The sequence below is a fragment of the Mitsuaria sp. GD03876 genome (assembly GCF_029840635.1).
Classification (GTDB): Bacteria; Pseudomonadota; Gammaproteobacteria; order Burkholderiales; family Burkholderiaceae_C; genus Roseateles.
In genome coordinates this window covers 44,745-67,690 of record NZ_JAOCCU010000009.1, presented here as the reverse complement: position 1 = coordinate 67,690, position 22,946 = coordinate 44,745, and the positions used below count along the sequence as shown (strand labels likewise).

Annotated in this window: 4 protein-coding genes; all 4 read right to left on the bottom strand. The window is 72.4% G+C overall.

What is annotated here, in order from left to right; translation table 11 throughout:
* Positions 1 to 2: 2 nt before the first annotated feature.
* Genes N5D62_RS07730 through N5D62_RS07715 form a run of 4 tightly spaced genes read right to left on the bottom strand, consistent with a single transcriptional unit; the run spans position 3 to position 22,931 of the window.
* Positions 3 to 8,447: a non-ribosomal peptide synthetase gene (locus N5D62_RS07730; RefSeq protein WP_279757096.1), complete on the bottom strand. Its 8,445-nt coding sequence runs from the start codon at positions 8,445 to 8,447 to the stop codon at positions 3 to 5.
* Complete coding sequence (locus N5D62_RS07725) at positions 8,447 to 12,331, bottom strand: amino acid adenylation domain-containing protein (protein ID WP_279757095.1); 3,885 nt, start codon at positions 12,329 to 12,331, stop codon at positions 8,447 to 8,449. The genes N5D62_RS07730 and N5D62_RS07725 overlap by 1 nt, the downstream gene beginning before the upstream one ends.
* Positions 12,328 to 17,088 carry a type I polyketide synthase gene (locus tag N5D62_RS07720; protein WP_279757094.1) on the bottom strand — a complete coding sequence of 1,587 codons (4,761 nt, stop codon included), beginning with the start codon at positions 17,086 to 17,088 and terminating at the stop codon, positions 12,328 to 12,330. The genes N5D62_RS07725 and N5D62_RS07720 overlap by 4 nt, the downstream gene beginning before the upstream one ends.
* Positions 17,088 to 22,931: a non-ribosomal peptide synthetase gene (locus tag N5D62_RS07715; RefSeq protein WP_279757093.1), complete on the bottom strand. Its 5,844-nt coding sequence runs from the start codon at positions 22,929 to 22,931 to the stop codon at positions 17,088 to 17,090. The genes N5D62_RS07720 and N5D62_RS07715 overlap by 1 nt, the downstream gene beginning before the upstream one ends.
* Positions 22,932 to 22,946: the final 15 nt, after the last annotated feature.

Below are 22,946 nucleotides of genomic sequence, written 5' to 3'. Positions count from 1 at the left end.
CCTCAGTCTTCCAGGTCATCCAGCAGCGCCGCGAAGCGGCCCGCGTCGGCGGCCGCGGTGGCGGCGACGGTCGCCGTCGAGACCACCGCGCCTTGTGCCGCCAGCCAGTCGGCGAAGTCCACGAAGCGTGGACGCTCGAACACCGCCTGCAGCGAGAGCTCGACGGCGAAGCGCTGCCGCAGTCGCGTCGCCAGACGGACCGCGAGCAGAGAATGACCGCCGAGCTCGAAGAAGTGGTCCTGCCGCGAGACGGCCGGCACGCCGAGCACGTCGGACCACAGCGCCGCGAGCGCGGTTTCCAGCTCGCCGCTCGGTGCCTCGCCCACGGCCGCGGTGCCGAGCTCCGGCGCTGGGAGCGCCTTGCGGTCGATCTTTCCGTTCGCGTTGAGCGGCAGCGCGGGCAACACCGTCACCACCGCCGGCAGCATGTAGTCGGGCAGCGCGCGGGCCAGCCGCTCGCGCAGCGTGTGACCCAGCGAGGCGGGGTCCACCTCATCGGTGGATGCTGCCGTTGCTGCCGTTGCTGCCGTTGCTGCCGTTGCTGCCGTTGCTGCCGACGATGGGGCGTCCGCCCGGATCGCCGCACCCGTCGACACCGGGGCCGCCGTCGCGGCAGTCGATGTCGCAGAGACATACGCCAGCAGCCTCGCGCCGGTCGGCGTGGCGTCGGCCACGACCACCGCCTCGCGCACCTCGGGCTGCGCCAGCAACTGCGCCTCGATCTCGCCGAGTTCGATGCGGAAGCCGCGGATCTTGACCTGGTGGTCGATGCGGCCGAGGTACTCCAGCTCGCCGGCCGCGTTCCAGCGCACCAGGTCGCCGGTGCGATACAGCCGGCCGCCCTGGCCGTCGAACGGATCGGCGACGAAGCGTTCCGCGCTCAGCCCGGGGCGCTGCCAGTAGCCGCGCGCCAGCAGCTCGCCGCCGATGCACAGCTCGCCGGCAGCGCCGGGCGGCAGCAGGTTCATCTCGGTGTCGACGACGCGCATCACACGACCGGGCAGCGGCGTGCCGATCGCCACCTGCGCCGGCACCTCGCCGCCATCGCGCACGTACGGCGAGCAATCCAGCACCGACGCGGTCACCGCGGCCTCCGTCGGCCCATAGGTGTTGAGCAGCCGCACCCCGGCGAGCCCCGCGGCCTGCCATGCCCTCAGCCCCTCCGGCGACATCGCCTCCCCGCCCGCATGCACCTGGCGCAGCGAGGGCGGGACCGGCAATCCCATGCGCTCGAAGTCCTGGATCAGCAGCAGCCAGTAGGCCGTGCTCAGGTCCGCGACGGTCACGCCGTGCGTGCTGACCTGCCGGTGGAACTCCGCGCTGTCCCACAGCGTGGGTCCACGCAGCACGATGGCCGCGCCGGCCAGCAGCGGCCCGAACAGCTGCTCGACGAAGCCGTCGAAGTTCAGCGTCGCGAACTGCAGCACGCGATCCTCGGCGGTCAGGTCGAAGAAGCCGGCCGTCACGCGCGCATGACGCATCAGCACTGCATGCGAGATGCCGACGCCCTTCGGCCGGCCCGTCGAGCCCGAGGTGTAGATCAGGTAGGCGAGCTGATCGCCGTGCACCGCGATCCGCGGATCGGTGGCGGGCATGTCGCCCAGGTCGAGCTCGTCGAGCAACACGACCTCGGCACCTGCCTTGGTACCTGCATTGGCGGATTCCTTGGCGCCTGCCGTGTCGCCGGGGCCGACCGGCTGACCGCCCCCGACAGGGCCAGCAACCTCGCCAGCGTCCACCGCAGACGTCCCGCCAACCACCGGCAGACCCGCGAGGACACGGCGCTGCGTCAGCAGCAGCACGATCCCGCTGTCCTCGACCATGGCTTCCAGCCGGGCGGCCGGATAGGCCGGGTCCAAGGGCACGTAGACGCCGCCGGCCTTCAGCGTCGCGAGCACCGCCACGATCATGTCGATCGAGCGCTCGGTCGCGATGCCGACGCGGCCCTCGCGGCGCAGGCCGCGTCCGATCAGGTGATGCGCCAGGCGATTGACGCGCTCGTCGAGCTCGGCGTAGCTGAGCGACTCATCGCCGCAGCGCAACGCCAGGGCCTCCGGCCGCTGCGCCGCATGGCGCGCGAGGAAGTGATGGATGCGTTCGTCCGGTGCCGATGTCGCCTCGGCACCGCGCCCCCATTGCTCGAGTTGATCGCGCTGCGCCGCGCCGACGGCGGCGATGCGACCGAGCGGCTGGTCCGCACCGTCAGCCAGCGCCAGCAGCAGCCGCTCGACCTGCGCCGACAGCCCCTCGACCGTGGCCTCGTCGAAGGCCGCTTGGTCGTAGCCGTAGTCCAGCGTCAGCCGCTCGCCCAGGTTCACCGACACCGTCATCGGGTAGTTGGTGTCGTCCTGGCTGCGCACCTCGCCGAAACGCAGGCCGCCCGGCGCGGCCTCGCGCAGCGCGGCGTCGATCGGGTAGTTCTCGAAGACGAGCAGGCTGTCGAAGAGCGCCTGGCCGCCCTGGCCGGCCCAGCGCTGGATGTCGTACAGCGGCGTCTGCTCATGCTCACGCGCGGCGACCGCGCCGGCCTGCAGCGCGCGCAGCCAGTCGCCGACGGGCCGATGCGCCGGCAGCGGCACGACCTGCGGCAGCGTGTTGATGAACAGGCCCAGCATCTCTTGCGAGCCTGCCAGTTCCGGCGGCCGGCCCGACACGGTCGCGCCGAACACCGCTGACGGCAGGCCGGTATGGCGCGCCAGCAGCAGCGCCCAGGCGCCCTGCACCAGCGTATTGAGCGTCACGCGCTGCGCGCGGGCCGCCTCGCCGAGGCGCCGTGTCACGGCGGCGTCGAGTCGGTGGATCCGATGCGCGATGCCGGTGCGCGCGACCGCCGGGCGCGGCAACGCCGGCACCAGGCGGCACGGGCCGTCGAGCGATGTCAGTTGACCGCGCCAGAACGCCTCGTCCGCGTCGACGTCCCGCGCCAGTAGCGCGCGGATGTGATCGCGGAAGCGCGCCGGCGGAGGCGGCGGCGTCTGGCCGTCGTAGCGGCGCAGCACCTCGCCCATCAGCTGGGAGGCGCTCCAGCCGTCGAGCAGCAGGTGATGGCTCGTCCAGATCAGGTGATGGCGTGACGGGCCGGTGCGGGCCAGCGTCAACCGCATCAGCGGCGGCCGCGCGAGGTCGAAGCCAGTCGCCAACTCCCGCTCGGCCAATGCGTCGACCCGATTTGCTTCGGCTCCTGCTTCGGCTCCTGCTTCGGCTTCGGCTCCTGCTTCGGCTTCGGCTTCGGCCTCGCCATTGCCATTGCCACGATCGAGGTCGAGGTCGAGGTCGAGCGCATCGATCTCCCGCAACGGCGTGTCGACGGCCCGCGCCACCCATTGCAGCGGGCGCTCCAGGTCGGTCAGGAAACCGGTGCGCAGCACCTCGTGGGCGGCCAGGACTTCCGTCCAGGCGCGGCGGAACCGCGGCAGGTCCAGGCCGTCGATGTCCACCCGCAGCTGCGTCAGGTACTGCCCGCCCTCCGGATCCGCGAGCACGTGAAACAGCATGCCCGCCTGCATCGGCGACAGCGGGTACAGATCTTCGACCTCGCGCGCGGCGACCGGCAGCGCATCCAGTTCCTGCTGGGACAGCGCCGCCAGCGGCACGTCCGACGGCGTCAGGCCCTGCGCGCCATCGCAGCAATGCGCGATCAGCCCGCGCAATTCCGACTCGAAACGATCGACCCAACCGCGCACGGTCGCGGCGTCGTGACGCTCGCGGCTGTAGCCGACGCGCAGCGTCAGCGCGCCGTCCAGCACCTGGCCGTTGATCGCGAACTCGTGCGACTGGTCGGCGGTCTCGTCCATCGGCGCGCCGGCGCTTTCGGTCGCGACGCGCCAGGCGCCGGCGTCGAAGCCGCTGTCGACCTGGCCCAGGTAGTTGAAGACGACCTGCGGGCGAGGCACCTCGGCCAGCGCCGCGCGCTGCGCGTCGCCGCCGAGGTGACGCAGCACGCCGAAGCCGAGACCGCGCAACGGAACGCGGCGAAGCGTCTCCTTGACCCGCTTCAGCGCGGCGCCGGCGTCGCCCGACGCGTCGATCGCGACGGGGAACAGGCTGGTGAACCAGCCGACGGTGCGCGAGACATCAGGCGCGTCGCCCCAGTCCTCGCGCCCGTGGCCTTCGAGATCGATCAGCAGGCGCTCATGGCCGCTCCAGGCGCACAGGGCGCGGCCGAGCGCGGTCAGCAGCAGGTCGTTGACCTGCGTGCGGTAGGCCGCGGGCGCGCGCTTGAGCAGCGCCTCGGTCGTCGCGGCGTCCAGGCGCAGCTCGACGGTGTCGATTGCGGACAGCGCGCGCGGGCCGTTGGGGCGCTCGCAGGGCAACGCCACCGGCATGCCGATCAGCGCGCGCCAGTGGTCGAGTTCCGCATGTGCCGCAGGGTCCTCGGCACGGCGCTGGAGCGCGTTCGCCCATTCCTGCAGGCTCGCGGTCTTCGGCGGCAGCGCGCAGGGTTGTCCGGCAAGACGTTGCGCGTGGGCCGCCTGCAGGTCCTCGAGCAACACGCGCCAGGACACGCCGTCGACGACGAGGTGATGGACGACCAGCAGCAGACGCCACGAGCCGTCGGCCATCGCCACGCCCAACCCGCGCAGCAACGGACCACGCGCGAGGTCAAGGCTGCGCTGAACCTCGTCACACAAGACCGTCAGCGCGCGTGCGTCGTCGGCGCGGCGCCACCACAGCAGTTCCCGGCGTTGCGATGCCGGCATGTCTTCGTAGGTCTGCGTCCAGCGGCCGTCCGCGTCCTGGCGATAGCGCAGGCGCAGCGCGTCGTGCTGGTCCAGCAGCGCCTCAAGCGCCTCCTGCAGCGCCGGCTGGGACAGCGCCGCATCGCTGCGCAACAGCACGGCCTGGTTCCAGTGGTGACGGTGCGTCACCGCGCTGGCGAAGAAGTCGGCTTGGATCGGCAGCAACGGCACGTCGCCGACGGCCATCCCCTGGTCCGCCTCGACACCCTCGCGGATGCCCATCCACGATCCCTCGGCATCGAACGCGCTGGTCCCGCGCGCAGCCCCACTCGCTTCCCGACGCGCTACCGCCGCGTCGCCCGCGAGCGCCACGGCAACGGGTGCCAGCTCGGCGATGCTCTGATGCTCGAAGAGCTGCCGCGGCATCAGACGCCAGCCCGCCCGGCGGGCGCGCGCCACGACCTGCAGGCTGAGGATCGAATCGCCGCCCAGCTCGAAGAAGTTGTCATGGCGCCCGACACGCGGCGCGCCGAGCAGCTCGGCCCAGATCGCCGCGAGCGCCGTCTCGACCTCGCCTTGCGGCGCGGCGTAGGCGCGGGTCGCCGCCAGCGTGGGCTCGGGCAGCGCCTCGCGGTCGAGCTTGCCGTTCACCGTGCGCGGCAACACATCCAGCGCGACGATCGCCGCGGGCACCATGTGCTCGGGCAGGCTGGCGGCCAGGCGCGCGCGCAGCAACGTGGCGTCGATCCGATGGCCATCGCGCGGTGACACGTAGGCGAGCAACCGCGCGCCGGACGCGCCCTGCCCCGCGACCACCGCGGCCTCGCCGACCTCGGGCTGCTGGCGCAGCAGCGACTCGATCTCCCCCGGCTCGATGCGGAAGCCCTGGATCTTGAGCTGCTGGTCGATGCGGCCGAGGTACTCGAGCTGGCCATCCTCGTTCCAGCGCACGCGGTCGCCGGTGCGGTAGAGGCGGCCCCCGGCCGGATCGAACGGATCGGCGACGAAGCGTTCCGCCGTCAGGCCGGCGCGTCCCAGGTAGCCGCGCGCGACACCCGCGCCGCCGAGGTACAGCTCGCCCGGCACGCCCGGCGGCAGCAGCGCCAGGTCGGCGTCGAGCACCCGCGCCGTGCGGTCGCCCACCGGGCGGCCGATCGGCGCGTAGGCCGAGGCGAAGTTCACCTCGGCCGTGCCTCGGCGCGCCTTCCACAGCACCGGCGTGACGACGGTCTCCGTCGGGCCGTAGCCGTTGATCAGCAGATCGGGGCGCAGCTGCTCGTCGACCAGCGCGATTCCCGCGCGCGGCATCGCCTCGCCACCGAACGAGATCAGCTTCAGCGGTGGCACGCCGCCGGCTTGGCGCGCTTCGGCCGCCACGGCCTGCAGGTAGGCCGGGGGGAATCCGGCGTTGGTGACCGCGTGCTCGCGCATCGCGGCCAAGGTGCGGTCCGGCGACCACAGCTCCGCGTCGCGCAGCACCAGGCTCGCGCCGCAGCACAGCGCGGTGAACAGCCGCTCCTGCGCGCCGTCGAAGGAGAACGACAGGAAATGCAGTTCGCGCGAGTTGGCGTCCATCTCGTAGACGACCGCCGTCTCCTGGCAATGCATGCTGAACGGCCCGTGCGCGACCGCCACGCCCTTAGGGCGGCCCGTCGAGCCCGAGGTGTAGATCACGTAGGCCAGTTGGTCGCCATGGATCGGCAGCGCCGGATCGGCGTCGACGCCGTCGTCGAGCGGAAGCTCGTCCAGCAACAGGCGGCGAACGTCACCCTCGATCACGCCGGCCAGCGACGACTGCGTCAGCAGCAGCGCGATGCCGCAGTCCTCGGCCATGAAGGCCAGGCGTTGCGGCGGATAGGCCGGGTCCATCGGCACGTAGGCACCACCGGCCTTGCACACGGCCAGCACGGCGACGACGAGGTCGATCGACCGCTCCAGCAGGACGCCGACGCGCGACTCCGGCGTCAGGCCGAGCGCGATCAGCCGATGCGCGAGGCGATTGGCGCGCCGGTTCAACGCGTCGTAGCCGATGCGCTCGTCGCCGAGGATCAGCGCGGTGGCCTCGGGCTGCGCGCGGGCGTGGGTCTCGAACAGCTCGTGCACGGGAGCCGGCGCGTCGTAGCGCGCCACGTTGACGCCCCAGTCGCGCAGCAGCGCTTGTTCTGCGTCGCCAGGCAGATCGACCTCGGCGAGGCGCCGCGAGGGCGTCTCGGCGATGGCCGACAGCAGTCGCAGGTAGTGCCCGGCGAAGCGCGCGATGCTGTCGGGCGCGAAGAGCTCGGCGGCATACGAGAAGCTCGCCGTCGCCCCGCCGTCCGGCGTCTCCACGACGTTGAGCACCAGCTCGAATTGGGCGCTCGGCTCGCCCAGCGGGTACTCGGTCAGCGCGAGTCCCGGCAGCGATTGCAGGCCCTCGAGATCACGGCGCTGGTGGTTGAACATCGCCTGGAACAGCGGCGAGGTCGTGAGGCTGCGCTCCGGCTGCAGCGCGTCGACGAGATGCTCGAACGGCAGGTCCTGATGCGTTTGCGCGCCGAGGACCGCCTCGCGCGTGGCCGCGATGAGCGCGTCGAGTCGGCTGCGGCCGTCGACGACGGCGCGCAGCACCTGCGTGTTGACGAACAGGCCGACGATCCCGGCCGCTTCCGCCCGGTGCCGGTTGGCCACCGGGACGCCGACGCGCAGGTCGGTCTGGCCGGTCAGCCGGTGCAGCAGCGCCTGGTAGCCGGCCAGCAGCAGCATGAACGGCGTCGCGTCGCTTAGCCGGGCGCGCTCGCGCAGGGCGTCGAGCAGCGGGCGCGGCAGCGACACCGCGTGCACCGCCGCGCGATAACGGCCGTCGGCGCGGCGCGGATGGTCGGTGGGGAGCTGCAGCACCGGCTGCTCGCGACCGAGACGTTCGACCCAGTACGCAAGCTGGCTGTCCTTGCCGCCCGCCTCCATCCAGCGGCGCTGCCAGGCGGCGTAGTCGACGTAGCGCAACGCGGGCGCTTGCAGGTCGGACGATCGACCGCCCACGCGGGCGCGGTACTCGCGCACGAACTCGTCGACGATCAGCTGCAGCGACGCGCCGTCCGACACGATGTGATGCATCGCGAGCACCAGCACGCGCCGATCCGGGCCGGCGTCGGCGAGCCCGACGCGCAGCAACGGACCGCGGGTCAGGTCGAACGGCTCCTCGGCGAAGCGGCGGATCGCCGCATCGACGCGAGCGTCGCGCGCGGCGTGGGCGCGATCGTCGCGCGCGGCGTCGCCCCGCGCACCCGTGCCAGTGCCAGTGCCAGTGCCAGCGCCAGTGCCAGTGCCAGTGCTAGCGGCAGCGGCAGTGGCGGTGCCAGCGGCAGACTTGGCGTCGGCGATGGACGTCGGGCTTGCCTCGATCTCGATGTCCACCACGGTGACCGGCCCGGGCGGCTGCACCACGGGGCGCGCCAATCCATCGTCGGTCGCTTCGAACACCGTGCGCAGCGCCTCATGCCGGCCGACGATCGCGGTGAACGCGGCGCGCAGGGCATCGACATCCAGCTTGCCTGCCAGCGCCACGGCGCCGGCCACGTGATACGCGCTGCTCGCCGGGTCCATCCGCCACAGGAACCACTGCCGCCGCTGCGCATGGGACAGCGGCGCCTCCTGCCCCTCGGGCATGGCGACGATCGGCAGCCCGGCGAAGGCGATGCCCTGCGCGTCCAGCGCGCGGACGAACGCCACCTGCTTGTCCGCCGGCAGTCGCGCGAAGCGCTCGGCGATGTCTCGCTTCTTCTGTTCCATCAGGACTCCAGCGTCTCCAGCGATCCCAGCAAGCGGTCCATGTCGTCGAGGTCCTTGTCGGTTTGCCGCGCCGCCTGCGGCTGCAGCGCGGCCAGTTCGGCCGCCAGCGCGGACAGCGTCCGCAGTTCGAAGAAGCGGCGCAGCGGCAGGGCCACGCCCCAGTGCGACTCGGCCTGCGCCTGCACCTGCACGATGGCGAGGGAGTGCCCGCCGAGGTCGAAGAAGTCGTCGTCGCGTCCGACGCGGGCGGCGCCCAGCACGGACGACCAGATCGCGGCCAGCGCGATCTCGTCCGGGCCGCGGGGCGGCTCGCCGCCGCGGCTGGTGCCCGCTTCGGGCATCGGCAGCGCGCGCCGGTCGAGCTTGCCGTTGGCGTTCAGCGGCAGCGCGTCCAGCACCACGATCGCCGAGGGCACCATGTGCTCCGGAAGCGAGGCGGCGATCTGACGACGCAGCGTCTCGACATCGAGCGCCTCCGCGGCGACAGCCTCGCGAGTTCCGGCACCGGCACCGGAATCGCGGACGCGGAGATCGAGGGCGTCGGGATCGCGACCATCGCGCAGCTTCGCCGTGACGAACGCCACGAGGCGCGGCCCGCCCGCGCCCTTGTCCACCAGCACGGCGGCCTCGCGCACCCCGGGCTGCGCGAGCAGCTGGGACTCGATCTCGCCCAGCTCGATCCGGAAGCCGCGGATCTTGACTTGCTCGTCGATGCGGCCCAGGTACTCGATGTCGCCGTCGGCGCGCCAGCGCGCCAGGTCGCCGGTGCGATAAAGCCTGCCACCCGACGGATCGTTCGGGTCCGCGATGAAGCGGGAGGCCGTGAGCCCGGGCCGCCCCAGGTAGCCACGCGCCAGGCCGGATCCGCTGACGAAGAGCTCGCCCGGCACGCCGATCGGCACCGGCTGCAGCTCGCTGTCCAGCAGTTGCAGGCCGAGGTCGGGCAACGCGCGGCCCATCGGACTGCCGCCGTCCTCGAGATCGGCGACCTCGATCGGCCGGTGGCTCACATGCACCGTGGTCTCGGTGATGCCATACATGTTGATCAGGCGCGGCCGGGCCAGGCCGAAGCGCTCGGCCCAGGGCCGCAGGCTGCGCGGCTCCAGCGCCTCGCCGCCGAAGATCACCCACCGCAACGACAGACCGGCCGGGTCGGTCATGTCCTCGGAGGTCCCTGAAGCTCGCTGCTGCGCCGAGGTGTCCGTGGAGAGGTCCTGCGCCGCGACATGCATCAGCTGCTTGAACGCCGACGGCGTCTGGTTGAGCACGGTGACGCGCTGCTCGCGCAGCAGGTCGAGGAACTCGCGCGGTGACCGGCTGACGAGATGCGGCACGACGACGACGCGGCCGCCGGTGCACAGCGCGCCGAACAGTTCCCACACCGAGAAGTCGAAGGCATAGGAATGGAACAGCGTCCAGACGTCGTCCGGACCGAAGTGGAAATGACGGTCGCTGGCGTCGAGCAGCCGGACCACGTTCGCATGCGTGAGCTGCGCGCCCTTCGGCCGCCCCGTCGATCCCGACGTGTAGATGACATACGCAAGCTGGTCCTGCCGCTGGGCGCCGCTCGGCGACGGCAGAGCCCGGCCCCGGCCCTGGCCCTGGCCCTGGCCCTGGCTCTGTCTCTGGCTCTGGGCCAGGGCCGGGGCCTGCGAAGACTGACTCCCTCTCCCGCTTGCGGGAGAGGGTTGGGGTGAGGGTCGTGCCGCCGCCTCGGTATCGGCGCGCAGATCGATCCGCGGCACCTGCACCTCGGCCAACGCCGGATGGTCCCCATCGCACAGCAGCAGCGCGAGTCCGCAGTCCTGCGCCATGAACGCCAGCCGGTCCGCCGGATAGGCCGGATCGAGCGGCACGTACGCGCCTCCGGCCTTCAGGATCGCCAACATCCCGACGACCATCTCGATCGACCGCTCCACCGCGAGGCCGACGCGGCTCTCGATGTCGACGCCTTGCTCGCGCAGCCGATGCGCGAGTCGATCCGCCGCGCGGTCGAGTTCGCCGTAACTCATCCGTCGCTCGCCCTGCACCAGCGCGATGGCCTCGGGGTCCCGGCGCGCATGCGCCTCGAAGCGCTGATGGATCAGGTCCGTGACGACGAGGTCCTCGCGCCCGCCCCACTGCGCGAGTTGCCGCCGCTCCTCGGCATCCGGCAGGACGACGTCGCCAATCGCGAGATCCGGTGTCTCGCACAGCGCGCGCAGCAGCGCGAGGTAGTGCCCGCCCATCCGCTCGATCGTCGCGCGGTCGAACAGCGCGCTCGCGTAGCGGAACCACACCTGGACGCGACCGTCCGCATGCTCGGCGGTCTCGATCGTCAGCTCGAAGGGCGCGCTGCGCTCGCCGAGGTCCACGCGTTCCACGGCGAGGCCCGGCCAGGCGGGCGCCGAGCGCTCATCCAGCCGAAGATGGTTGAACAGCACCTGGAACAACGGCGAGGCCCCACCCGCGCGCGAGGGCTTCAGCGCCTCGACCAGGCGCTCGAAGGGCAGTTCCTGATGCGCCAGCGCGTCGAGCGCCGTCCCCCGCATCTGCGCGAACAGCTGGGCCAGCGTCATCCGCGACGACACGGCGCTCTGCAGCACCACGGTGTTGACGAAGAAGCCGACGACGCCGGCGACTTCGGGCCGGTTCCGGTTCGCGACCGGCAGGCCGGTGCGGATGGCCGGCTGGCCGGTGTAGCGGAACAGCAGCGCGTGGCAGGCGGCCGCCAGCGCCATGAACAGCGTGCCGCCCTGACGGCGCGCGGCGTCGCGCAGGCCGGTGGCGAGCGTCGACGGCAGTTCCAGCAGGACCGCGGCCGGGCGGCCTTCCGGTCCGCCGCGCGGATGGTCGGTGGGCAGCAGCAGCGGCTCGACGTCCTCGCCGAGGCGCTCGCGCCACCAGGCGAGCTCGCGCTGCCCGTCGGGTCCGTCCAGCCAGGCGCGCTGCCAGTTCGCGAAGTCCAGGAAACGGATCTCCGGCAGCGGCCGGTTCGCCGCGCTTCCGCGCAGCGCCGCGGCGTAGAGCGCCGGAAGCTCCGCCAGGATCAGCTCCACCGACCAGGCGTCCGAGACCGCGTGATGCAGGCAGAGCAGCAGCTCGTGCGCTTCGGGCGAATGCTTCACCAGCACCGCGCGCAGCAGCGGCCCGCGCTGGAGGTCGAAGGCCGCGGCGCAGGCGTCATGAACAGCTTGCTGGCGGCGCGCCTCGCGCGCCTCGCGTCTCTCGCGCGCCTCATGTGCCTCATGTGCCTCATGTGCCTCGTGTTCCTCGTGCGCCTCTTGCTCCTCGTACCTGTCACGTCTTTCGCCGGTTTCGACCGTCGCAAGCTCCGTCGTCGAAAGGTCCACGCACGGCAGGTGGACCGGCGCCGTCGGCAGCACCCGTTGGGACAAGGCGCCATCGTCGGCCGTCTCGAAGACGGTCCGCAGCGCCTCGTGACGCGCGATGACCTGCTCGATCGCGACGCGCAGCGCCGACGCGTCGAGCGCGCCGGTCAGCTTCAGCCCGCCGCCCACGTGATACGCGGTGCTGTCGGGATTCATGCGCCACAGGAACCACTGGCCGCGCTGCGCTGCCGTGGCCGGGCCGACGGCGTCGTGGCCGCGGACGATCTCCGCGTCGTGCGGCCGCGAGGCCGGCGTCTTCAGCGCGCCCGTCGCGCCCATCGCGCCCGTCGCGCCCATCGCGCCCGTCGCGCCCATCGCGCCCGTCGCGCCCGCCCCGCCCTGGGCGGCCGCGGCGCTCGCCGCGCCCGTCATCCGATCCACATCGGCGGCAGCGCCGGCCACGGCGCTTCTTGCCGACGCAGCGCCGCCGCCAGCCATCCGACGTTGAAGAAGCTGCAGCTGCGCGTCGGACAGCCGCGCGCGGCGCTGGGAGAGGTCGTTGGAGTCGGTCATGGGGCAACGCTCATCGATTCGGGCGCGCCGGACGTTTCGTCGTCCGGGGGCAGCTGTTCGATCTCGTCCAGCAGGCGGCGTTCGATCTCGTCGGCCTGCAGGGCGATGGTGGGGGCGCGGAAGAAGTCCGCCGGGTGGAGCTCGACGCCGTAGACCTTGCGCACCCGCGACAGCAGGCGGATCGCCAGCAGCGAATCGCCGCCGAGGTCGAACAGGCTGTCGTCGGCGCCGATCGGCGCGATGCCCAGCATCTCGGTCCAGATCGCCGACAGCCCCTCCTGCAGCACGCCCTCGGGCGCGGTGAAGGCGGTCGGGAGGACCGGGCGCGGCTGGGCGGACAGCGTCGGCGTGGACGGCGGCTCGTCGCCGAGCGCGTCCAGCGCCGCGAGCATGTCCTGGTCCAGCGGACCGAGCCGGGCTTCGAGCGCCGTGGTGGACACCGCGACCTGCGCCACGTCGGGGCCGAGCAGGATGCGCTCGAACGCGCGCACGCCGCTGGCCTCGTCGAGACCGACGCCGTCGGGCATGTCCATGTCGACCGCGATGCCGACATCGCGCCAGGCGTCCCAGTTGACGGCTACCACCGGCAACCCGGTGGCCTGGCGTTCGGCAGCGGCAAGCGCGTCCATCGCGGCATTGGCCGCGGCGTAGTCGCTGTGGCTCAGGCCGCCGATCAACGCGGCGATCGAGGAGCACAGCAGGACGAAGTCCAGAGGCTCCGCGGCGACCGCGTCCAGCAGCCGACGCGTGCCGTGGATCTTGGACGCCCAGGCGTCCTCGACGGCCTCGCGCGAGCGTTGGCCGATCAGGCCGCGCGCCGGATGCACGACGGCATGGATCACGCCATGGATGGCGCCGAATCGCGCGCGGACTTGCTCCAACGCCGCGTGCAGCGCGCGGTCGTCGAGCACGTCGGCGGTCACGGTCAGCACCTCCGCGCCGGAGGCTTCGAGCTCGATCAGTTCCTTCAGCTTCTGCTGAAGAACCGCAGGGGTGTCCGAGGCGGCGACGATCGCCGACCAGTCGGACTTCGGCGGCAGCGGCGTCCGGCCGAGCAAGGCGATCCGAGCGTTCCACTCGCGGGCGAGGTGGCGCGCCAGCGCCATGCCCACCGCGCCCAGGCCGCCGGTGATCAGGTAGGTGCCGCCACGACGCAGGCGCGCATGACGCGGCAGGTCGGCCGGCATCGGCCGGTATCGACGCCCCCAGCGCTGCTGGCCGCGCAACGCGACGAGGAAGTCCTTGCCGCGGTCGAGCTCCGCGAGCACGGCCGCCGCCGCCGCGGCTGTCACGGCGGAAGGCTTCGGCACGTCTATCACCCGGCAGTCCAGCCCCGGGTACTCTTGTCCGGCCACCTTGGCCAGGCCGAGCATCGCCGCTTTCATCGGCGACAGCGCTTCACTGCCGGACACGTCGCCGATGCCGTCGGCGATCACCGCGACGACCGGCGCCGCGGCGCGATCGGTGCTCGATGACTGGCGCTCCAGCGCCTGCAGCAGCGCGAGCAAGCTGAAGTAGGCATCGTCGCCGGTGCCAGGCTCGCCGCCCGCGCCGACGCCGAAGAGGTGAAGCGCCCGTGTCACGGGACCGTCAGTTCGGATGGCCTCGAGCACCGCCGCGAGGTCGTCCGCGCGATCCGGGCGGACGAGATAGAGATCCGGCTCGGGGTGGCTGAAGCCTTCGCCGGGCACCACGTGCACGACTTTCAGACCTTGGGCGCTCAGGCGCGGCGCGAGAGCACGCGCCAGCGCGGAATCCGATGCCGCCATCAGCAGCGCGATACCGGCATCGGACATTGCCGCGGTCTCGTGCGCATCCGCTGCTGGCATCGCCGGAAGCGACTCACGCTCCCAACCCGGCAGATAGAGCGAATCCGCGGCGACGGCGCTGCCGGTCGCAGGCGTCGCAGAGGTCGCGGCCGATGCCGTAGATGCCGCGTTGCCCTCCTCCGCCGCCTCGATCCAATGCCGACGACGCTGGAACGGATAACCCGGCAGCGGGACGCGCCGGCGACCGGCAGTCGGCTGGTATGCCGCCCAGTCGATGTCGACGCCAGCCGTCCAAAGCGTGGCCACCGCGCCGGCGAGCTGGCGCGGATCGCGCTCATGCTGTTGCGGATGCGCCTGGCAGGCGGTGATCGCCACCGCGGCCGCCCGATCCCGGTGCTGGCGCGCGAGGCCCGTGAGCGTCTCGCCCGGACCGACCTCCAGCAGCACGCGGCCCGGCGTGGCCAGCACGCTCGCGAGCCCGTCGACGAAACGCACCGTGCCGCGCAGGTGGCGGCCCCAGTAAGCCGGGTCGCACGCTTCCTCGGCCGTGACGGTCCGCCCGGTCAGGTTGGAGACGAACGGGATGGTCGGCGCCCGGCGCGGCACCGCCGCGATCGTGCGCTCCAGGTCCGCGACGATCGGTTCGGTCAGCGCCGAATGCGCCGCCGCCCGGACGTGCAGGCGGCGCGGCAGGCATTGCCGCGACAGCGCGCGCTCGGCGCGATCGACCGCCTCCAGCGGGCCGGCGAGCACGCACAGCGCCTCGCCATTGACCGCGGCCAGGTCGCATCCGTCGCCCAGGAGCGGACGCAGCTCCGCCTCGCTCATCGGCACGGCCGTCATCGCGCCGCCCTCGATCGACTGCAGCAGGCGGCCGCGCACCGCGACGATGTGCAGCGCGTCCTCCAAGGTGAACACGCCGGCGAGGCAGGCAGCGACGTACTCGCCCAGGCTGTGGCCGAGCATCAGCGACGGCGTCACGCCGAGGTGCATCCACCACTTCGCCATCGCGTACTCGACGGCGAAGAGCGCCGGCTGCATCACCGACATGCGCGACAGGCGGTCGGTGGCGGCCTGCTCGTCGCCGGCCGCGGGGAACAGCCCGTCGCGCAGGTCGAGCCCTTCGCGCTGGCGCAGCAGGTCGAGGCAGGCATCGAGCTCGGCCCGGTACACCGCGCTGCTGCGATACAGCGCCGCACCCATGTGGATGTGTTGCGCGCCGCTGCCGGGGAACAGGAACACGACCTCCGGCGTTGCCTGAGATCCGTAGGCAGTCGAGCCGGCAGTCGAAGCAGCGGCCACGCCGGCATTCGGGACCGCCGCGGGAGCGGTCAGCAATTCGGCCGCGAGGCCGTGCTCGTTGGCCACGACCGCCGATCGCCGCGCGAAGACGCGTCGCCCGTGCTGCAGCGTGTGAGCGACATCCACGAGCGGCTGCTCAGGGTGCTCTCGCAGCCAGTCCGAAAGCCGCGCTCGCTGCGCGTTGAGCGCCGTCTCATCGCGGGCCGACAGCGGCAGGACTTGCCAGCGCGTCGCCGCCTTCACGGTGCCCGTCGAGCCCGCGGCACTCGATGCGTCCGATGAGCCCGCTCGGATCGAAGCGTCCGCCCCTTCGCCTGCGTCGACCCGCGCGACCTCGGGCGCCTCCTCCAGCACCACATGCACGTTGGTCCCGCCGATGCCGAACGCGCTGACACCCGCGCGCCGCGGCGTCTCGCCGCGCGGCCACGGCCGCGTTTGCGCGTTGACGCGGAACGGGCTGCGATCGAACGCGATGCGCGGATTCGGGCGCTCGAAGTTGAGGCTCGGCGGCAGCGTGCGATGACGCAGCGCCAGCACCGTCTTGATCAGCCCCGTGACGCCGGCGGCGGCATCCAGGTGCCCCACGTTGGTCTTCACCGAGCCGATGGCGCACCAGGGCTGGTCGACCTCGCGCCGGCCATCGGCCAGGAACGCCGTCGTCAACGCCTCGATCTCGATCGGATCGCCGAGCGCCGTCCCGGTGCCATGCGCCTCGACATACCCGATGCTGCGCGCCGGCACGCCGGCCACCGCCTGCGCCGCGCGGATCACCGCGGCCTGTCCGTTCACGCTGGGCGCGGTGAACCCGACCTTGTCCGCGCCATCGTTGTTGGCCGCGCTGCCGCGGATGACGGCGTGGATGGTGTCGCCATCGCGCCAGGCGTCCTCCAGCCGCTTGAGCACGACCACCCCGGCGCCGCTGCCCAGCACCGTGCCGGCCGCCTGCGCGTCGAACGCGCGGCAATGGCCGTCGGGCGAGAAGATCGCGCCGGGCTGGTGCCGATACCCGGCCGTCTGCAGCAGGTTCAGCGACACGCCGCCCGCCAGCGCCATGTCGCACTCCTGGCCCAGCAGCGCTTGCACCGCGCCATGCACCGCCGCCAGCGAGGTCGAGCACGCCGTCTGCACCGTCACCGCCGGGCCGCGCAGGTCCAGCTTGTAGGCCACGCGGGTGCACAGCGCATCGGCCATGTTGCCGCCGAGCAGGCCCAGCAGATCGGCGATCTGGCCGCCCTGCGCCAGCCGCTCGCGCGGCAGCAGATGGCGCATCAGGTAGGTGGCCGCGCCGGTGCCGGCGTAGACGCCGACCCGGCCGGCAAGGCGCGCCGTGTCATAGCCGGCGTGCTCCAGCGCGGTCCAGGCGCATTCGAGGAACACCCGGTGCTGCGGGTCGAGCGTCTCGGCGTCGCGCGGCGTGTAGCCGAAGAACTCGGCGTCGAACAGCTCGGCGCCGTCGAAGGGAACGCCGGACTTCACGTAGAGCGGGTCGTCCAGCAGCGACTCGGGAACGCCCCGCGCGCGCAGTTCGTCGTCGGTGTAGCGGCGCACGGACTCGACGCCGTCGCGCAGGTTGCGCCAGAAGGCGTCGATGTCCGCCGCGTCAGGGAAACGCCCGGCCATGCCGACGATGGCGATCTCCAGCCCGCTGTCCAGGCCGAGCGCCTGCAGCTCCTCTTGCGCATCCATCAGTTGGTCCTTTCGGTGAGGCGCTTGCGCCGTTGGAGCAGCGCGTCGCGGCGGCGTTCGCCCTCGATGCCCGAGGCGGCGACCGTGTCCGCGGCGGTGTCGTCGGCGCCGGCGACCGCGGCGGCACTGGCGACGAAGCGGCCGGCCGAGGCCATGCCGTCGGATGCCGCGGCGCCCGCGCCGCCCGCGGCATCGACGCCTCGCCGTCCGTGACGGATGCGCCGCGCGAGCGCCTCGACATTGGGATGCTTGAAGAGATCGACCACGCTCAGGCCGGCCTGCAGCCGGTCCTCCAGCAACCGGTGCAGCCGGATCAGCAGCAGCGAATGGCCGCCGAGGTCGAAGAAGTTGTCGGTGAGACCGACACGCGGCACGCCCAGCACTTCAGCGAGCAGCGCCGCCAGTTCCTGCTCCAGGTCGCTGCCTGCATTGCCTGCATTGCCTGCATTGCCTGCATTGCCTGCATTGCCTGCATTGCCTGCATTGCCGACGTTGGCGACAGCGCTCGCGTCGCTCGCCTGGCCAGGCTCGCCGGAACGGGATTCCCCGGCCTTCGCCGCCACGCGCGTCGGCTCCGGCAGCGCCTGGCGGTCGACCTTGCCATTGACGGTGGTCGGCAGCGCGTCGAGCACGACCACCGCGCTCGGCACCATGTAGTCAGGCAGTCGGTCGGACAGCTGCTCGCGCACGGCGGCGGACTCGAGCGTCTGGCCGACGCGAGGCGAGACATAGGCCACCAGGCTGGGGCCCGCGGCACCCGGCCGCACCACGACGGCGGCCTGCCGCACGCCGGCCTGGGCCAGCAGCGCGGTCTCGATCTCGCCAGGCTCAATGCGGAAGCCGCGGATCTTGATCTGCTGGTCCGCGCGGCCGAGGTACTCCAGCTGCCCATCCGCGTTCCAGCGCACCAGGTCGCCGGTGCGGTAGAGACGGCCGCCCTGCGCGTCGAACGGGTCAGCGACGAAGCGCTCCGCCGTCAGGCCGCCGCGCGACAGGTAACCACGCGCGAGTCCGCTGCCGCCGAGGTACAGCTCGCCCACCAGGCCGGGCGGCAGGAGGTTGAGCTCGGCGTCGAGCACGTAGGCCTGCCGGTCGCCGACCGGGCGGCCGATCGGCGCATAGGCGGCGTCAGGCAACGGCGCGTCGGTGCGCGACTTCCACAGCGTCGGCGTGACCACGGTCTCGGTGGGACCGTAGCCGTTGATCAGGATGCCGGCGCGCAGGTGACGCTGCGCGAGCTCCAGCCCTTCGCGGGGCATCGCCTCGCCGCCGAACGAGTACAGGTGCACCGGTGGCGCGTCGCCCTGCGAGGCCGCGGCGTGCGCGAGCTCCTGCAGGTAGACGGCCGGGAAACCGGCGTTGGTGACGCCGTGCCGGCCGATGGCGGCCAGCGCGTCTCGCGGCGCCAGCAGGCCGTCGTCGCGCAGCAGCAGCGAGGCGCCGCAGCACAGCGCGGTGAACAGGCGCTCGTGCGCGCCGTCGAAGGAGAACGACAAGAAGTGCAGCTCGCGCGAGTGCGGGCCCATCTCGTAGAGATCGGCTGTCTCGACGCAATGCATCGCGAACGGCCCGTGCGCGACCGCGACGCCCTTGGGCACGCCGGTCGACCCCGAGGTGTAGATGACGTAAGCGAGCTGGCCCGGGTTGGTCGAAAGATCCAGATCGAGGTCGGCATCGGCGTCGATACCGCCTTCGGGCGACCGCGCCGCCTCGATGTCATCGAGCTGGACGAGCCTCGGCGCCGCGCGCGCAGCGTCGAAGGCCGGCAGGCGCGCGGACTCATCCCGTCGCGTGAGCAGCAGCTGCATGCCGCTGTTCTCCGCCATGGTCCTCAGGCGTTCGGGCGGATGAGCAGGATCCAGCGGAACGTAAGCGCCACCGGCCTTGAGCACGGCCAGCAGGCTCACGATCAGCGCTGGCGAGCGCGTCATCGCCACGCCCACCAGGACCTCGGGGCCCACGCCTTGCTCCCGCAGGCGACGTGCCAGTCGGTTGGCACGCCGGTTCAGCTCGCCGTAGGCGATCACCTCGTCGCCGAACAGCAGGGCCGGTGCGTCCGGCCGCGCGGCGGCGTGGCGCTCGAACAGGCGATGCACGGGATCCGCCGTCTTGCGTGCGTCGGTATTGACGCCCCACTGGCACAGCAGCGCCTGCTCCGGCGCATCCAGCAGCGCGATGTCCCGCACCGGAACGTCCGGCGTCGTGGCCAACGCGCGCAGGACGGCTTCGTAGTGGCGCGTCATTCGCGCCAGCGTGGCCGGCTCGAAGAGCTCGGCGGCACCGATCAGGCGCACCTGCACCGCGCCGCTGGCCAGTTCCTGCGTCTCGAGCACCAGCTCGAACTGCGCATGCTCGGGCAGCACCGGCTCGTCGGCGACGGTCCAGCCGGTCAGGCGGCTCGCCCGATCGTGATCGACCGCCAGGTGATTGAAGACCACCTGGAACAACGGCTGCGCCTCCAGACCGCGCTGCGGGTGCAGCTCGCGGACCAGGCGGTCCAGCGGCAGGTCCTGGTGGGATTGCGCGTCGATCACCGTCCGCCGCACCTGGCGCACGACGGCGTCAAGGCGGTCGCCGCCATCGATGTCGGCGCGCAGCACCAGCGTGTTGACGAAGCAGCCGATCAGCCCTTGCAGCTGCGGCAGCGGCCGGTTCGCGAAGGGCGCGCCGACGCGGATCTCGCGTTGGCCGGTGAAGCGATGCAGCAGCACCTGGAAGCCGGCCAGCAGGCTCATGAAGAGCGAGGTGCCTTCGGCGCCGCCCTGCCGGCGCAGGCCTGCGACGACGTCGGCGGGCAGCGCTACGGCGTGGGCGATCGCCCGGTGGCGCGCCTGCCGACCGCGCGGGCGGTCCGTCGGCAGCACCAGCGGAGGCGCGACGCGGCCGTCGTCGCCGCTCAGTTGCGAGCGCCAGAAGTCCAGCCGCGGTTGCAGGAGCGCCGGGTCCTGGCGCTCGCGCTGCCACACGGCGTAGTCGCCGTACTGCAGCGCAGGCGGCGGGAGTTCGCCGGCGTACAGCGCGGCGAGCTCGTCGACCAGCGTCTGCAACGACGCGCCATCCGCCGCGATGTGATGCACGACCACCGCCAGCAGATGCTCGCGCTCGGCCAGCCGCGCGTGCAGCGCGCGGATCACCGGGCCGCGCGCCAGGTCGAAGGGTTCTGCGATCAGGGGATCGACGAGACGATGAACCACACCGCTCCACTCGTCGTTCGTGTCTGCGCCAGTGGCAGTGCGAGCGCCGGTGCCAGTGCCAGTGCCAGCACCAGTGCCAGCGCCAGTGCCAGCGCCAGCGCCAGTGCTGGTGCCGGTGCCGCTGGCGATGTCAGCCATGCCGGAGGTGGAAGTGGTGGTGGTGGCGTCGACAAACCGAAGCGGCACCACCGCTGCGGAATCGATGCGCTGTTCGAGCTCGCCGTCCTGGCGGACATGGAAGGTGGCGCGCAGCGCGTCATGCCGAGCGAGCAGCGCGGCGAACGCGCGCTGAAGGCGCTCGGGATCGATGTCGCCAGTGACGCGCAGCACGCACGGCACGTGATACGCGCTGCTGCCGGGATCCAGCTGCCAGAGGAAGTAATGCTGTTGCTGCGCGGAAGACAGCGGCAGCGGGCCGCGCCGCAGTTCCGGCGACAGCGGCGCGATGGCCGCCTCGCGGGCAGCGGGCGCCGCGGACCGGACCGCCTCGGCCTGCGCATGCAGCCTCGCGTGCTCGAAGACCCGCTTCGGCGGGAAGTCGACGCCCCACTGCGCGGCGACGCGCGCGGCCAGTTGCACCGCCAGCAGCGAGTTGCCGCCCAGCGCGAAGAAGTGAGACTCCGCCGTGCAGGCGCGATCTGCCTCGAGGCCCAGCACCTCGCGCCAGAGCAGGGCGAGCGCTTGCGCCGTGTCGTCCATCGCGATCGCGGATGACACGCGCCCGCCCACCAACCCGTCGTTGGCAATCGTGCTTGTGCTTGTGCTTGTGCTCGTGCTCGATGCCTTCGCGCCGGCGGCGGCAGCGGCACTCGCGGATGCACCCTCGATCGCCACGGGCCGCCCACGCTCGAACAACGCGTAGGCATCGAGCGTCCGCTCGTTCCAGCCGGCGCGGCAGGCCGCGCGCTGCAGCTTGCCGCTGGAGGTCTTCGGCAGCCCACCCGGGTTGAGTAGCGCGATCGCGACCGGCGCCTCGCCGGCCTGCTCGCTCACCACTTCCGCCAGCAGGTCTGCGAGCGCCTGGGGCGCCACCAGCTTCTGCAACCCGCGCGACACCTCCGCCGCCACGCCGATACCCTCGACGCCCTCGGACTCCGCGCGGAAGGCCGCGACGCGGCCCTTGCGCACGGCCTCGACCGCCGCCTCGATCGCGCGCTCGATGTCCTGCGGGTACAGGTTGTGGCCGCGGACGATGATCATGTCCTTCAGCCGTCCGGTGACGTAGAGCCGCCCGTCGTGCAGCGCGCCCAGGTCGCCGGTGCGCAGCCAGCGCCGGCCGTCGCGCTCGACGAAGGTCTCGGCGCTCTCGCTCGGCTTCTGCCAGTAGCCCGAGGCGATGCTGGGTCCGCTCGCCCAGATCTCGCCGACGCGCCCCGCCGGCAGCGCCTCGCCCGACGCCGCGTCGACGATCCGCACCTCGTGGTGAGACGCCGCCTTGCCGCAGGCCACCAGCGTGGTCGATTCGCGCCCCGCGACGTCATTCGGTCCGGAGGCACCCGCCGCCGTCGGTACGGCCCCTTGCGGCACCGCGCCTTGCGCCAGCGCCATCGCGACATTCGCCCTGCCCTGCGCCAGCGCGGCGGCATCGAACGCGGTCGCGACCAGCCCTTCTCCGCGCACGCCGCCAGTCACGAACAACGTCGCCTCGGCCAGTCCATAGCAGGGATACAGCGCCGCCGGCGGGAACCCCGCCGGCTCGAAACGCTCGACGAAGTCGCGCAGCGTGTCGTGCCGCACCGGCTCCGCGCCGGAGAACGCGACGCGCCAGCTGGACAGATCCAGCGTCTCCCGCTGCGCGTCGCGCACGCGGTCGATGCACAGCCGGTACGAGAAGTCCGGCCCGCCGCTGATCGTGCCGCGGTGGCGCGAGATCGCCTGCAGCCAGCGCACCGGCCGCTCCAGCATCAACCGGGTCGGCATCAGCACCAGCTTGATGCCGCGATGCAGCGGCTGCAGCATGCCGCCGATCAGCCCCATGTCGTGGAACAGCGGCAGCCAGGTCACGAACACGTCGTCCGGCCCGACCGACAGGCCTTCCTCGATCGCGCGCTCGTTGGCCATCAGGCTGTCGTGGCTGACCATCACGCCCTTGGGCGCCGAGGTCGATCCCGACGTGTATTGCAGGAACGCGATGTCGTCCCCGCGCGGCTCGTGCGCGCGCCAGCGCGCCGCGTCCGCCTCGGTCGCGTCGTCGAAGGTCTCCACCGCGAGCACGCTCACGCCCGAGAGCTCGTCCAGCGCCGACCGGAACTGGTCCGCGACCGATTGGATCGTCAGCACGCAGCGCGCCTGCGAATCCGCGACCATGCCGCGCAGCCGCGCCAGGTGCTGCTGCCGCGTCGTCTCCGGCGGGAAGGCCGGCACCGCCGTCAGCCCCGCGTAGAGGCAGGCGAGGAAGGACACGACGTAGTGGTCGCCGTTCTCGAGCAGGATCAGCGCGCGGTCGCCCGCGTCGAAGCGCTGCTGCAGCGTCGCGGCCAGCGCGCGCACGCGCCGGTCGAGCCCGGCGTAGCTGAGGCTCACGTCCTCGTCGCCGCCGTCGCGGTCGTGGACGACGACCAGCGCGACGTCCTCGGGCCGCTGCTCGGCGAGCGCGCGCACATGGGCGACGAAATGGCGGGGCGCGGACGTCGGCGGGGTCGTGGACATGGTCGGGCGGGGTTC